The organism is Deefgea piscis (assembly GCF_013284055.1).
In the GTDB taxonomy this organism is placed as follows: domain Bacteria; phylum Pseudomonadota; class Gammaproteobacteria; order Burkholderiales; family Chitinibacteraceae; genus Deefgea; species Deefgea piscis.
Map to the genome: position 1 here is coordinate 1274190 of NZ_CP054143.1, position 14865 is coordinate 1289054.

Sequence of the window (14865 nt, forward strand, 5' to 3'; positions counted from 1 at the left end):
CTCACGCCACATACCCCAAATTCGGTGCCAAATCCCGCTCGGCCTGAGCAAGACTCACCCCACGCCGCTGGGCATAATCTTCCACCTGATCCAGCGTCACTTTCCCCACGCCAAAGTAGCGGGATTCTGGGTGGCTAAAGTAAAAACCACTCACCGCTGCGGTTGGCAACATGGCGTAGCCCTCAGTCAGCGTCATGCCGATGTTGGGCGCATTGAGCACTTTGAATAAATCGACTTTTGGCGTGTGGTCAGGGCAGGCCGGGTAGCCCGGCGCTGGGCGCACGCCGACGTATTTTTCGTCGATTAAATCGTCGTTGCTCAGCGCTTCATCTTGGGCGTAGCCCCATAGTTCGGTGCGAACGCGGTAGTGCATGTGTTCGGCAAAGGCTTCGGCAAAACGGTCGGCCAGTGATTTAAGCAAGATGGCGTTGTAGTCGTCGTTGGCGTCTTCAAAGGCTTTAACTGGCGCGTCGATGCCGATGCCGCCGGTAACGGCAAAGGCGCCGATATAGTCTGCCACGCCGCTTTCTTTGGGGGCGATAAAGTCGGCCAAGCACCAGTTGGGTTTCACATCGCCCGTTTTCGGCTTCGGCAATTGCTGGCGCAGATTGTGCCAAGTCATGATGGGTTTGCGCTCAGCGGCTTGGTCGACTGAAGTCGACCCTACATCACTTGGATCGTAGAGCTCGATGTCGTCGTGATTAACGCTGGCGGCGGGGAAAAAGCCAATTACGCCAGCAGCGGCAATCCATTTTTCATCGACGATTTTTTTCAGCATCGCTTTGGCATCGGCGTACAAGCTACGCGCGGCTTCGCCGACGATTTCGTCTTGCAAGATGGCCGGATAGCGGCCGTGTAATTCCCAGCTTTGAAAGAACGGCGTCCAGTCGATAAAGGGCTCGATATCAGCCAAGCTATAGTCGGTATATTCACGTACGCCAAGAAAGCTAGGCTTTGGCGGGGTATACGTTGACCAATCAGGGCTAAATTTATGTGAGCGCGCCTCAGCCAAACTAATCAATTTAGTGCGATCTTTGCTTTCAAAAATCTCGCGCGCCTTGGTGTATTCGGCTTTCACGCCAGCCACAAACGCCGGTTTTAACTCATCGCTGAGTAGATTCGAGCACACGCCCACCGCGCGGCTGGCGTCGGCAACGTAGATGACTTGGTCATTTTGATAATGCGGCTCGATTTTAACGGCGGTATGCACTTTGGATGTGGTTGCGCCGCCAATCAGCAGCGGAATGGTAAAGCCTTGGCGCTGCATTTCTTTGGCCACGTGGCTCATTTCTTCCAGACTTGGCGTAATCAGGCCCGATAGTCCAATGATGTCGGCGTTGATTTCGCGCGCGGTATCGAGGATTTTTTGCGCCGGTACCATCACGCCCAAGTCGGTGACTTGGTAGTTATTACAGCGCAGCACCACGGCGACGATGTTTTTGCCAATATCGTGCACATCGCCTTTCACCGTGGCCATCACGATCACGCCTTTGGCGGGTTCGTCTTGTAGGCCGAGGGCGATTTTTTCGGCTTCGATAAATGGCTCTAAATGCGCCACGGCGGCTTTCATCACGCGCGCGGCTTTCACCACTTGCGGCAAGAACATTTTGCCGGCGCCAAACAAATCACCGACCACGTTCATGCCGGTCATTAAATGCCCTTCGATGACATGAATTGGCCGTTCCACCGAAACGCGAGCGGCTTCGGTGTCTTCGATAATAAAGGTGGTAATGCCTTTGACCAGCGAATGGGTGATGCGCTCTTGCAGCGGTAATTCGCGCCAGCTTAAGTCTTCACCTTTGGCCACATTGGCGTCGCCTTTAAAGGCTTCGGCCAGCGTAATCAGCGCCTCGGTTGCGGCAAGGGCGTCGTCGGTTTTCATTAACACGACTGATTCAATCGCATCGCGCAGCGTTGGTGCCACTTGGTCGTAGGTTTCTAGCGCACCGGCGTTGACGATACCCATCGTCATGCCTTTGGCAATGGCGTGGTACAAGAATACGGCGTGAATCGCTTCACGTACTTTGTTATTACCACGGAACGAGAACGACACATTCGAGACGCCGCCGCTGATTTTGGCGTGCGGCAGATTGTGCTTAATCCAGCCAGTGGCTTCGATAAAATCGAGGCCGTAGCGGGCGTGTTCATCGATGCCGGTGGCAACGGCAAAAATATTTGGGTCAAAAATAATATCGGCAGGGTGAAAGCCAATCTCGTCGACCAAGATGCGGTAGGATTTTTCGCAAATTTCGATTTTGCGCGCATAGGTGTCGGCTTGGCCCAGCTCGTCAAACGCCATCACGATCACGGCCGCGCCGTACATTTTGAGCAATTTGGCTTGCTCAATAAATTTGGCTACGCCTTCTTTCATCGAGATCGAATTGACGATGCATTTGCCCTGCACGCATTTAAGGCCAGCTTCGATGACTTCCCATTTGGATGAGTCGATCATGATTGGCACGCGGCTAATATCGGGCTCGGCAGCAATCAGGTTGAGGAAGGTGACCATCGCTTTATGCGCGTCGAGCATGCCCTCGTCCATATTGATGTCGATAATCTGCGCGCCGTTGACCACTTGTTGCCGTGCCACATCGAGCGCGGCGGTGTAGTCGCCAGCTAAAATCAAGCGCGCAAAGGCTTTTGAGCCGGTGACATTGGTGCGTTCACCCACGTTCACAAATAAATCATGGTCGCCGATATTAAATGGCTCTAAACCAGACAGTCGGCATTTGGCTTCGATGCTGGGTTTTTTACGTGGTGGCAAGTCTTTTACCGCTTGATACATCGCGGCAATATGCTCCGGCGTAGTGCCACAGCAGCCGCCGATAATATTGGCAAAGCCCGATTCGGCCCATTCGCGAATATCGACGGCCATCATGGCGGGGTCGAGATCGTAGCCGGTGGGCGCTAGCGGATTGGGCAAACCGGCATTGGCATGCACTGATACATAGCAGTCCGAAATCCGGCTCATTTCTTCTACATACGGGCGCAGCAAATCGGGGCCGAGCGCGCAATTTAGACCAAATGAGATCGGGTCGGCGTGGCGCAGCGAATTATAAAAAGCTTCGGTGGTTTGCCCAGTGAGCGTGCGGCCCGATTGATCGGTAATGGTGCCGGAAATCATAATCGGCAATTCTTCGAGTTCGGGGCGATCCGCGAAGTATTTCTTAATCGCAAACACCGCCGCTTTGGCGTTGAGCGTATCAAAAATGGTTTCGACCAATAAAATATCCGCGCCACCTTGCACGAGGCCGTCGATGGCCTCGAGGTAGGTTTCAACCAGCGCATCAAACGTCACATTGCGAAAGCCCGGGTCGTTGACATCAGGAGAGATTGAGCAGGTGCGGCTGGTTGGGCCGAGTACGCCAGCGCAAAAGCGCGGTTTTTCTGGGGTTTTCGCCGTTTGCGCCACGCACAGGTCTTTGACCAATTTGGCGGCAGCAAAATTGAGCTCCCAGACTAATGCTTGCATTTCATAATCGGCCATCGCAATCGCGGTGCCGTTAAAGCTATTGGTTTCGATAATATCCGCGCCAGCATCAAGGTAGGCTTGGTGAATATCGCTAATGATCTGTGGCTGGGTCAGCACCAGTAAATCGTTATTGCCTTTGACGTCGGTATGCCAGTCGGCAAAACGCTCGCCACGGTATTGCGCTTCATCGAGCTTATATTGCTGGATCATTGTCCCCATGCCGCCATCCAAAATCAGGATGCGTTGTTCAAGTAAGCTTTGCAGTTGCGCGAAACGAGTCATGAATGAATCCAAAAAAATAAGGCGATGAACCTGACACTTTACCATGCAAAAGCGAGCTTGCCTTACCACTAACCGCGATTTTCCGCAGCAAAAGGTGACTATTTTGGTAAAAATGCCGCGATAGAGCGGACTTAGTACATTTTTTATCGCGGGAGAGCGGCATAAGCTAAGCGTATGATTTAGTGGAGTTCTTCTTATGCCGCGTGCCATTGCCATGCCCACCCTGAAAGTGCCATATGTAACGCGAGTACATCCTTTGTCAGCGCGTACGCCAGCGGCGGATTTTCAGGCGCGGCAGACGGAAATCGCTGCGGCCAAGCAGCGCTCAACGCCTAATCGGGTATTGGCAGCGCAGCGTAATGAATTACAGATCAAGCCAATTAGCACTTTTCCGCATTTATCCTCGATGCTGATTCAGCAAATGCTACCTTCCCGTGGGGTATCGCAAGCTCGCATGATGGCTTATCAAGCGGTTGCTGACGATGAGTCTACAGAAGTTGGTCAGCTGCTTGATTTATTGGCTTAATTGCTGATTTCACCTGCTATCGGCTAAGGCATGTGATTGTCATTTTCGGCCGGCGCTGAGGCCGCTATGCTGCAGCATGTTGGTTTTACGGTGGCGCATGATGTCTGAGATGATGGTTTCCCGCAGTAGTTCTGTCGCTCGTGCAGCCAATGGCATGAATAATGCCGCTGCGGTTATGCTTGAGCTACAAAAGTCGAGCGTATCGACCACGGATTCAATTAAGCCCATTGATGCCGCGCCCAGCCGCAGCGCAGAAAAACCACCCGTAGATGCGGTGTCGATTTCGGATGCCGCAAAGAAAAAACAGTCCGAAGACGCCGAACAATTCACCGAGCAAGTCGCCAGCAAGCAAGCAACACCAACCCCAACGCCGCCAGCACCACCAGCTACGGCGGCGAAAGCGGCAGAGCCCGCGACTGAGCCAGTAGCAAAACCCGCCAATTCACGGCCAGCCGCAGCGGCTGCCGCCCAATATGCGCAGCAACAAGCTAGCGCCAATAGCAAACCCAGCACCGCACCCAATATCAGCGAAACCGCTTAAATCGGATTGGCTTTAATGCTGCATATCGATCAGGTTTGCGCTTGATTGATCGCCTTGGTGTGCGCTTAATTTGGCTTTTTTTTGCTTTGCCGCAAGGCGATGACGCTTGCTGGCCTTGCTGGTAAAAAAGCGCGTATCGGCGCTTTAAGCTTGCGAGTATGATTTTTGTCGAAGAGAGTGCGGGTTTGCTGATCTTTGGTGTGTTACCCAGACCCAAGTCTCTCGCATTCATGGAGAAAGCAATGATCGTGGGTTCTTTAGCAGGAAAAGTCGCGCTGGTAATGGGTATTGCCAACGAAGATTCAATTGCCTATGGCGTAGCCAAAGCGTTAAAAGCGCGTGGTGCCGAATTGATTTTGACGTATCAAACCGAAAAAACGCTGAAGTATATTCAGCCCATTATCGATGAATTGCAGCCCGGTATTGTGCAGTTGTGCGATGTGCAAGATGAGGCGGCGATGGTGGCGGTGTTTGCAGCGATTGCGCAAAAATATGCGCATCTTGATATTGCGGTGCATTCAATTGCCTTTGCCCAAAAAGAAGATTTACATGGCCGCGTAGTCGATAGCTCGGCGGCGGGTTTTGCCTTGGCAATGGATGTGTCTTGTCATTCGTTTATCCGCATGGCGCATCGCGCCGAGGCTTTAATGGATAGAGGCGGCACGCTATTGGCCATGAGCTATTACGGCGCAGAAAAAGTCGTTCCTAATTACGGCATGATGGGGCCGGTGAAAGCCGCGCTCGAAAGCTCGGTGCGCTATATGGCCAGCGAGCTGGGCCCGAAAAAAATCCGCGTGCACGCGGTGTCTCCCGGCCCAGTTAAAACCCGTGCCGCTAGTGGTATTCGTGAGTTTGATTTGTTGATTAGTAATGGCGCGGGTAGCGCACCACTGCGCGAATTGCCGGGGATTGATGACGTTGGCGAGGCGTGCGCCTTTTTGTGTGAAGACGGTGCAGCGCGGATGACGGGTAGCACTTTGTATATTGATGGCGGGATGAATATCCTCGCTTGATAGGCTGTAGCGTGTTGTGTAGCCATAAAAAAATACCCCAGTTTTAAACTGGGGTATTTTTATGCAGGCCATTAAATACAATGGCTAGATGGATATACCGCTTAACCTAGCATTTGCTCGGCTTGAATTGCAGTCAATGCAATCGTAAACACGATATCGTCTACCAAAGCACCACGCGACAAGTCATTCACCGGTTTACGCAAGCCTTGCAGCATTGGGCCAACGCTGACTACATCGGCACTACGTTGTACCGCTTTATACGTGGTATTGCCGGTATTCAAATCAGGGAAGACAAACACTGTGGCTTGACCTGCAACCAGACTACCCGGCGCTTTTTGCTGACCGACTTCAAGTACTGATGCCGCATCGTATTGCAATGGACCATCAATCATCAGTTGTGGATGGCGCGCTTTGGCGATTTCAGTCGCGCTGCGTACTTTATCCACATCCACACCCGTACCAGATTGGCCGGTTGAGTAGCTAATCATTGCCACTTTTGGATCAATACCAAAGGCTTTGGCTGAGTAAGCACTTTGTGCAGCGATTTCGGCCAATTGATCGGCGTCTGGGTTTGGATTCACTGCGCAATCGCCGTAAACCAAGACTTGTTCTGGCATCAGCATAAAGAATACCGATGACACAATCGACGAGCCCGGTGCGGTTTTGATCAATTGCAAGGCTGGACGAATGGTATTGGCGGTAGTATGGATTGCACCTGATACCAAGCCATCCACTTCATCAATGGCCAACATCATGGTACCGAGTACCACATTGTCTTCGAGTTGACGCAAAGCTTGGATTTCAGTGAGACCTTTGCTCTTACGCAATTCAACCATTGGCGCGACGTATTGCGCGCGAATTTCTTCAGGATCTAGGATTTCTAGCGAAGCCGGTAATGTCAAACCTTGTGAAGCGGCAATGCCTTCAATCACTGCGCGATTACCCAGCAATACGCAGCGCGCGATGCCTTTTTCTTCACAAGCAATCGCCGCATTAATCGTGCGTGGCTCTTCGCCTTCTGGCAAGACAATACGTTTATTGGCGTTACGGGCTTTTTGAATTAACTGGTAACGGAACGCTGGCGGGCTTAGGTGATGCGCGCCTTTGGTTTGTACGCCCACATGCAAAGCGTCGCTATCGAGTTGTTCGGCGACTGAATTCATCACCAAGCTCATCCGATCTTTGTCGTCTGCTGGCACGGCGGTTGGTACTTGGCTAATTGCCAGTGCGGTACTAAAGCTATCGCCTTCGGTACGCAATACTGGAATACCGGTGTGGAAGGCCATTTCAGTAAAGGCGCGTACGGTTTCATTCAGTTCGGTATTGTGCGTCAAGATCAAGCCGGCCAATTGCACGCCGTTGCTGGCGGCTAAGGCGGTCGCCAAAATCACATCATCACGGTCGCCCGAGCTGACAATCAACGCGCCGGGTTTCAGACGACGAATGACTTCAGGTACGGCGCGAGCGGCAACCACGGTTTCGCTGACGCGGCGTTTAGTGAGCTCACCTTTAACGATGATCTCGGCATTTAAATGCAAAGCCACGTCAATCGTGCGCGGTGCGAGTAGTTTTGAATCAAATTGCACCACGCCCCAGATTTTGAGTTCGCCGATTTCGGCTTGTAGTGCGGCTTTATCAAAGTCGGCAGGCGCTTTGTTGAGAATCACGCCGCCCACTTGTACGCCTTCATTGCGAAATTGACGTTCGGCGATTTTGATTTCTTCGCTAATGTTTTTTTCGCTGGCGTCGCTGACCAAAATCACCGTGGCTTGCAAGCCCAGTGCCATTTCGGTATTCAATTGGGTGGTAAAAGGATTGCTTGGATCTGGATGCAAACCTTCAACCACTAACACATCGGCATCTTTGCCGGCGGCCATGCTCATGGTGATGATTTCTTCGAGTAAATCATCAGTTTCGTCGATTGAAACTTGTTCAATCGCGTAGTTGGCTGGCAAGGCATCAGGAACGTCAAGCTGGCAAATTTGGCGGGCAAAGTGCGTTGAGCGTTCAACATCGCAAACATTGCGATCTTGAGCAACTGGTTTAACAAAACCGACTTTAAGGCCTTGATTTTGCAGGCAACGGACCACGCCTAAAGTGACTGAAGTCAGGCCGACATTTAAGCGAGTTGGAGCGATAAAAAATGTTTGCATTGGAGAAACCTAAGTCTAGTGCACCCGTAACAAGGGCAGATCGCGTGACTATAACGCGGCTAAGGTTTTCTTTATATGACACAACTCTATTTTTGATGAATTTATTAGCGGTACTTTTCCCAAATTACTTTGTGCAATGCTTACCTTTTGCCTCACTTTCTCCAGCGCAGTTGTGCTTGCTAGAATAAGATAGAAGATCAATAAGGAGATACGAATGCAAACCGTGCGAATTGAAATCCAGCAGCAAGGTGGTCCTGAAGTGATGCAATTACTGACGGCGGAACTGCCGCCACCTGGAGCGGGAGAAGTATTGCTAAAGCATTTAGCCATTGGCCTGAATTTTATTGATACCTACCACCGCAGTGGCTTGTATCCAGTGAGTTTGCCTTCGGGATTGGGTTTAGAGGCGTGCGGTGTGATCGAGGCCTTGGGCCACGGGGTGCATGATTTAAAAGTGGGTGATCGAGTGGCTTACGCCGGTGGTGCGGTGGGGGCGTATTCGACGTATCGCATTGTGGCGGCCGATAAATTAGTGCTGGTGCCCGATGGCGTTGCCGATGAAGTTGCGGCGGCCACCTTACTGCGTGGCATGACGGCGCAGTATTTATTAAAGCGCACTTTCCCAGTGCAAGCTGGGCAAACCATTGTATTTCATGCCGCCGCTGGCGGCGTAGGGCAGATTGCTTGCCAATGGGCGCAGGCGTTGGGTGTGCGCGTGATTGGTACCGTGGGCTCGGCAGCCAAGGCGAAAATGGCCGCAGCTTGGTGTGATCATGTTTTGGATTATAACGATGCCACTTGGCCGCAGCAGGTGCGAGATTTAACCGAAGGGCTAGGGGTTCCGGTGGTGTATGACGGCGTGGGGGCGGCAACGTTTGAAGGCTCGCTCGATTGCTTGGCTTTGCGTGGCATGCTGGTGAGTTTTGGTAATGCATCGGGCGCTGTGCCGAGTTTTAACCCGGGTATTTTGGCGCAAAAAGGCTCTTTATTTTTGACTCGACCAACCTTGGGGCATTACACCGCCAATCGCGGTGAATTGGTAGAAACGGCGCAAGATTATTTTACTGCGCTGGCGCAGCACCGCATCGTGCCGGAAATTGGTCAGCGTTATCCTTTGGCCGATGTGCAGCAAGCACATCGTGATTTAGAGTCGCGTAACACCACCGGATCGACTGTGTTAATCCCATGAAGCTGATTTTTCTGCATGGATTTTTATCCAGTCCGCTATCGCAAAAAGCGCAAGATACGGCGCAGTGGATGCGCGAGCAAGGGCTGGGCGAACGCTTTATTTGCCCCACCATTCCGATGGAACCGGAGGCGGCAGCGCAGATGCTGCGCGACTTACTCACACCGCTTGATGGCGACTTTTGTTTAGTGGGTAGTTCTTTAGGTGGTTTTTTTGCCACATGGGCGGTGGAGACGTTTGGTGGGCGGGCAGTGTTGGTGAACCCTGCAGTGCAGCCTTATCACTTGATTAAGCAATATTTGGGTGAGCAAAAAAACTACCAAACTGGTGAAATTCACCATATTGAACCTGATTTTGCTGATAAACTTTGTCAGCTTGAGCGCCGGCCAACTGACTTAAATCGCTATTGGCTGCTCACGCAAACTGCCGATGAAGTACTCGATTATCGAGATGCGGTGCAATGGTATGCCGGCTGCCGACAAAATATTATTTCTGGGGGTGACCATAGCTTTGTCGATTACCCTCACTGGTTAGCTCAAATTTGGGCCTTTGCCAATCAAGGCCCGACTCATTAGATAGAAAAGGAATGGCGTGTCTACACCACAAAGTGGCATTCTGCCCCCACCATCCAGTCATGGTTTATTTTTATTATTTCGCCGCCGCTTAGGTCGTCGCGCTGATGCAGAATTAAAGCAATTTTTTGCCAAGCTACCGATTAAATCTGATGAACTCGCTGCGGCAAATCCTGATGCCGCGTTTTATTCAGTCGTGGGCTTGGGGGCTGAAATGTGGCCTGAATTTTACCCCGAGAGCAAACCGGTGCAATTGCGTAGTTTTCCGCGAATTGCCGGTGCCATTCATCCTGCGCCAGTCACTGCGGCCGATGTGATTTTGCATTTACGCGCCGAGCGCTACGATGTTTTGCACGAATTTGCCAATATGGTGGTGCAAGGCACTAGCCAGTGCCTGGATGTGATTGATACCACGCATGCATTTCGCTACCAAGATATGCGAGATTTAACTGGTTTTATCGATGGCACTGAAAACCCAGAAGATGACGAGCGCAGCGAAGTCGCCTTAGTCGCCGCAGAAGACGCCGATTGGGCCGGTGGCAGTTATTTGCATGTGCAGCGCTACGTGCATCGCTTAGATACGTGGAATAAATTACCGGTTAAACAGCAAGAGGCGGTGATTGGTCGCACCAAGGCCGATAGCGTTGAAATGTCGGATGAAGATAAGCCACTGACGGCGCATATTAGCCGCGTGGTCATTGAGGAAGAGGGCGAAGAGTTGGCGATTTTGCGTCATTCTTTACCGTATGGCACACCGGGTGGTGACCAAGGTTTGTATTTTGCTTCGTATTGCAAAACGCCGAGTCATTTTGAAAAAATGCTGGCCAAAATGATTGCGCCAACATCGGATGGTCGCGTGGATCATTTACTCAATTTTAGCCGTGCAGTGACTGGCGCCGCATTTTTTATCCCAAGTCGCGAGGCTTTAGCGCGTTTGGTGTAACGTTGGCAGATGAAATAAAAAAAACCGCGCATATCAGCGCGGCTTTTTTGTTGGCTTGTGTTTGAGTGGCAGTGCCCTTGGGTATTTTAATGTGGTCTATATTAATAATGGTCTAGAGCAATATACCCATTAGTCAAACAAACGCTCTGCATACAGCGCTTCGGGGAATACGTTTCGCCACCATAGGCCGGGCTGATAAAACGCGGTATTGCTGGCGCAGCGCTCGGCTACAGCGGCGTAAAACGGATCTTGGCTTTGGCTTAAACGCGCTAATTCAGCAGGCAAACAAAACAAAGGACGGCCTTGTAATTGCTCGGCCAATTGCTGCGCTTGTTCTGGCTGGCGGCTGTCTTTGATATACAGCGGCACATCGCCGCGCACTTTATTTTGTTTTTGACTCAAGATACTTTTAAATTCTAAACGGCCATTTTTTGCGGGGCTGAAAAATTGCCGATCAAAAATCCCGCGATCTAAAAATTCTTGGTTTAAGCCCGGCTTATGGTCGCCAAAAATCACAATCACTACGTCGCGTTTGCGCTGTTTGGCGCTGGCTTCGAGCTGCTTAGCAAACACTGAAAACGCATCAATTGCTTCACCTAAGCGCAGTTGATATTGGCTTAAGCCACTATCTTGCTCTGCAATAAACGGGCCGTGCGTCATCACGGTGACCAAAAACATAAATTGCTTTTGCCCTGCCGGAGCAGCTTGATAGCGCGCTAAGGCATTGTTGTAGAGCGTTTGATCTTTAGGCCAGCCGGCTTTTCTATCCCAATACATTTTTTCGACAAACTGCGTTTGCGCAAAACCCAGTTTGGGATAGACCTGTTTGCGCTTCCAAAAGGTGCTGAAGTAATTGTGCATACCGGTGGTGAGGTAGCCCACATCCGCCAATGAATTGGGTAGGGCGCTCATTTTGTCGGCAAATTGGCCAGCGAAATTTTGAAAGTCGATGCCCGGCAACATATACGCCGACAATCCGGTGAGCGCTTCAAACTCGGCCTCGGCCGTGCCGCCACCATAAACCGGACTAATAATCCGTGCTTCGCTAAAGCCCGCTTGGCTCAATTGCGCCATTTGCGTGATTAAGCGCGGGTCGCTATAGCAAGACTCGCACATCACTACCACGATATCGGGGCTGGTCGGCGCTGCTGGGGCGGCAAGCTGGCGCGAGTAAAACGAATGCGGACCAGCTTTGGGTTTGTGCGCGGTTTCTATAGTGAGAATTAAGTGGCCTAAAATGCCGTTGTCTTTGGCATTGACCCGGAAATTGTAATTTGAATATTTGCTGCCCAAATATTGATGCATCACTGGCTTGGCGTAGGCCGATAGTTTGCCGGTCCGATCCAATTGCATACTCAATAAAACACAGAGTACCAGCGCCAAGCTCAGACGCGTTTTACTCAGGCGTGGCCGCCGCCATAATCCATAGCCGATCGCGCCGATGGTAATCAGGGCATAGGCCCAAATCTGCCAGTTCATATAACCGGTCATGGCCATACCTTGGCCGACTTCAAATAAATCAGCGCCAAGCAGCGGCTCGCTGGTGGCGACTTCTTTGATGTAGCTGATATTGAGCAGCAGCCCTTCTAGCGCCAAGGTGGCTGCAACGGCTGCCCAACGCTGTAAAAAAGCGGCAAAAAAGAAATACAGCAACACTGAAAAGCCAACGCGCGGCATATTCCACTGTGTATCGACCAAAAAGCGCCCACCAATCACCGCACAGATTGCGAGTAGGTCTGGGAGCAATGGCCGGATTTTGTTAAGCAGCGGATGAGAAAATAACTTCACGTAGCAGTCGTCATTCAATTTAAGGAAGCCGGATTATAAAGCTTTGATGACAATTTGCTATTTGGTAATAAGTTTGACTGATTAGTGGAGTAGCAGCATGCGGCGAGCAGATAGCAAAAAGCCCAACTTTGCAGCTGGGCTTTTTACAAGTATTGAGTGTGGGTCGTGCGGGATTCGAACCTGCGACAAATGGATTAAAAGTCCACTGCTCTACCAACTGAGCTAACGACCCAACGAAGGGTATTACAATTCTAAACTTTGCCTCCCCTCTGAGAGGGTGGTGGGTCGTGCGGGATTCGAACCTGCGACAAATGGATTAAAAGTCCACTGCTCTACCAACTGAGCTAACGACCCTGAGCTGCTTCGTTCAGAGACAGCGATTATAGATGATTTTAATTTGGCGTCAACCCCTTTGTGTAAAATAATTTAAAAAGATCGCAGTAATATGCCACTGCCTTGCAAAACAGCCATCGCGTACAATGATTTGCATCTTTGACCGAGGGGAGTGCTATGCGTTTATTACATACCATGTTGCGGGTTGCTAACTTGGAGCGTTCGATTGCATTTTATTGTGGTGTACTAAATATGTGTTTATTGCGCCAGCAAGATTTTCCAGAAGGACGCTTTACTTTAGCTTTTGTCGGTTATGGTGCGGAGTCGGAGCAGTCGGTGATTGAGCTGACGCACAACTGGGATGTTGCTGAGTATCAAATGGGAACGGCATTTGGTCATTTGGCCATTGAAACCGATGATATTGTGATGGCTTGTGAAGCCGTTCGAGCAAAAGGCGGCGTTGTCGTGCGTGAGCCCGGTCCGATGAAGCACGGTAGTACGGTGATCGCGTTTGTCGAAGATCCGGATGGTTACAAAATTGAATTTATTCAGAAGTAAGGGGTATTGCTAGCTACTGCATTCTATATATAGGTAGCAAAGCAATACATTAGTTAATGTTTAACTGAGTGGTCTCAATGATTAAAAAACTAACTTGGCTGTTGGCCTTATTGCCTGGTTTGGCAATGGCGGCAGATTTTGACGGTGCGCAACTGTCTTTATTATGGGCAGCACCGTTTGCAGGTTTATTGCTGTCAATTGCGTTGTTTCCGATTTTTGCGCCAGCTTTTTGGCATCATCATTTCGGTAAGATCTCGGCTTTTTGGGCGGCAGCGTTTTTGCTACCTTTTATCACGAGCTACGGCATGGCACCTGCGGCAGGTATCGTGGTGCATGCGATGTTGGCGGAATATATTCCGTTTATTCTGATTTTGTTTGCGCTGTATACCGTGTCGGGCGGGATTTTGGTGAGCGGTAATTTACATGGCTCACCAAAAATGAATACCGGTATTTTGGCCTTGGGCGCGGTGATGGCCTCGTTGATGGGAACGACTGGCGCTGCCATGTTATTGATTCGTCCATTACTTAAAGCCAACGATAATCGCCTACACAATGTGCACGTGGTGGTGTTCTTTATCTTCTTGGTGGCCAATATTGGTGGCGGTTTAACGCCGCTCGGTGATCCGCCATTGTTCCTGGGCTTTTTGAAGGGCGTTGATTTCATGTGGACGGTTGAGCACATGATGTGGCCGGTGCTGTTTGCTGCGGCAATCTTGCTGGCGATGTTTTATGCCATCGATAGTTATTACTATAAGAAAGAAGGCGTGTTGCCGGTTGATCGGACACCTGATAGCAAGATCGAATTTTTTGGTTTATGGAATTTCGGTTTGATTGGCGCGATTATCGCTTGCGTGGTGATGTCTGGGATTTGGAAGCCGGGTATCGAATGGAACATCATGGGCACGCATGTTGAATTGCAAAACATCGTGCGCGATGTGCTGTTAGTGCTGATTGCGATTATTTCTTTGAAGTTCACCAAAAAAGAAATCCGCGCGGGGAATGATTTTAACTGGGGTCCGATTTTAGAAGTCGCCAAACTGTTTGCGGCGATCTTTATTGCGATGGCGCCAGCGATTGCGATTTTGCGCGCAGGTGAAGCAGGGCAAATGGCCAGCTTGGTGAAGATGGTTAGCTCGCCGGATGGCATGCCGATTGATTATATGTATTTCTGGATGACGGGTTTGCTGTCGGCCTTCCTAGATAATGCACCAACGTACTTGGTGTTCTTTAATCTAGCGAGCGGCGATGCTGCGCATCTGATGACAACAATGGCATCGACCTTATTGGCGATCTCATGTGGTGCGGTGTTTATGGGCGCGCTGAGTTATATCGGTAATGCACCTAACTTTATGGTGAAGGCGGTAGCTGAAGATCGTGGCGTTAAAATGCCAAGTTTCTTTGGTTATATGGCTTGGTCTTGTGTTTGCTTGTTACCCGTATTTGTTTTGATGACGCTGGTGTTCTTTTAAGTTCGGATTCACGCGTTAATTAATATTAA

11 protein-coding genes and 2 tRNA genes are annotated in these 14865 nt (G+C 50.6%); 8 read left to right on the top strand and 5 right to left on the bottom strand.

Annotated features, from left to right (window positions below; genetic code table 11):
• Position 1: 1 nt before the first annotated feature.
• Complete coding sequence (gene metH / locus HQN60_RS06205; protein WP_173532832.1) at positions 2-3754, bottom strand: methionine synthase; 3753 nt, start codon at positions 3752-3754, stop codon at positions 2-4.
• A gap of 196 nt (positions 3755-3950) precedes the next feature.
• On the opposite strand from metH, the gene HQN60_RS06210 reads away from it, so the two are divergent.
• The 3 genes from HQN60_RS06210 (at position 3951) to fabI (ending at position 5834) form a co-directional block, all read left to right on the top strand.
• Positions 3951-4280, top strand: a complete 330-nt coding sequence (locus tag HQN60_RS06210; protein ID WP_173532833.1) for a hypothetical protein — start codon at positions 3951-3953, stop codon at positions 4278-4280.
• A 97-nt stretch (positions 4281-4377) separates the two neighbouring features.
• A complete protein-coding gene (locus HQN60_RS06215) occupies positions 4378-4821 on the top strand; it encodes a hypothetical protein (protein ID WP_173532834.1) in 444 nt (147 codons plus the stop codon).
• Between the two features lie 242 nt (positions 4822-5063).
• Positions 5064-5834 (top strand): enoyl-ACP reductase FabI, encoded by a 771-nt coding sequence (gene fabI / locus HQN60_RS06220; RefSeq protein WP_173532835.1) that lies wholly within the window; start codon positions 5064-5066, stop codon positions 5832-5834.
• Between the two features lie 101 nt (positions 5835-5935).
• Here fabI and pta read toward each other — a convergent pair whose 3' ends face one another.
• Positions 5936-7987 carry a phosphate acetyltransferase gene (gene pta, locus HQN60_RS06225; protein WP_173532836.1) on the bottom strand — a complete coding sequence of 684 codons (2052 nt, stop codon included), beginning with the start codon at positions 7985-7987 and terminating at the stop codon, positions 5936-5938.
• Positions 7988-8201: 214 nt separating this feature from the next.
• Here pta and HQN60_RS06230 point away from each other — a divergent pair, with 214 nt between their 5' ends.
• Genes HQN60_RS06230 through HQN60_RS06240 form a run of 3 tightly spaced genes read left to right on the top strand, consistent with a single transcriptional unit; the run spans position 8202 to position 10688 of the window.
• Positions 8202-9176: a quinone oxidoreductase family protein gene (locus tag HQN60_RS06230; RefSeq protein WP_173532837.1), complete on the top strand. Its 975-nt coding sequence runs from the start codon at positions 8202-8204 to the stop codon at positions 9174-9176.
• Positions 9173-9748, top strand: coding sequence for a YqiA/YcfP family alpha/beta fold hydrolase (locus HQN60_RS06235; RefSeq protein WP_173532838.1), 576 nt, complete (start codon positions 9173-9175; stop codon positions 9746-9748). The genes HQN60_RS06230 and HQN60_RS06235 overlap by 4 nt, the downstream gene beginning before the upstream one ends.
• A 16-nt stretch (positions 9749-9764) precedes the next feature.
• Complete coding sequence (locus tag HQN60_RS06240) at positions 9765-10688, top strand: Dyp-type peroxidase (RefSeq protein WP_173532839.1); 924 nt, start codon at positions 9765-9767, stop codon at positions 10686-10688.
• Between the two features lie 129 nt (positions 10689-10817).
• Here the strand turns inward: HQN60_RS06240 and HQN60_RS06245 are convergent, their stop codons facing one another.
• From HQN60_RS06245 to HQN60_RS06255, 3 genes are all read right to left on the bottom strand, one after another.
• Complete coding sequence (locus tag HQN60_RS06245) at positions 10818-12476, bottom strand: LTA synthase family protein (protein ID WP_173532840.1); 1659 nt, start codon at positions 12474-12476, stop codon at positions 10818-10820.
• A gap of 159 nt (positions 12477-12635) precedes the next feature.
• A tRNA-Lys gene (locus HQN60_RS06250) sits at positions 12636-12708 on the bottom strand.
• A 46-nt stretch (positions 12709-12754) separates the two neighbouring features.
• Positions 12755-12830: transfer RNA gene (locus tag HQN60_RS06255), tRNA-Lys, on the bottom strand.
• Between the two features lie 156 nt (positions 12831-12986).
• Between HQN60_RS06255 and gloA the strand changes: the two genes are divergently transcribed.
• A complete protein-coding gene (gene gloA, locus HQN60_RS06260; protein WP_173532841.1) occupies positions 12987-13367 on the top strand; it encodes a lactoylglutathione lyase in 381 nt (126 codons plus the stop codon).
• Positions 13368-13444: 77 nt separating this feature from the next.
• The gene (locus HQN60_RS06265) at positions 13445-14836 is read left to right on the top strand and encodes a sodium:proton antiporter (RefSeq protein WP_173532842.1); all 1392 of its coding nucleotides are present in this window, start codon (positions 13445-13447) and stop codon (positions 14834-14836) included.
• Positions 14837-14865: the final 29 nt, after the last annotated feature.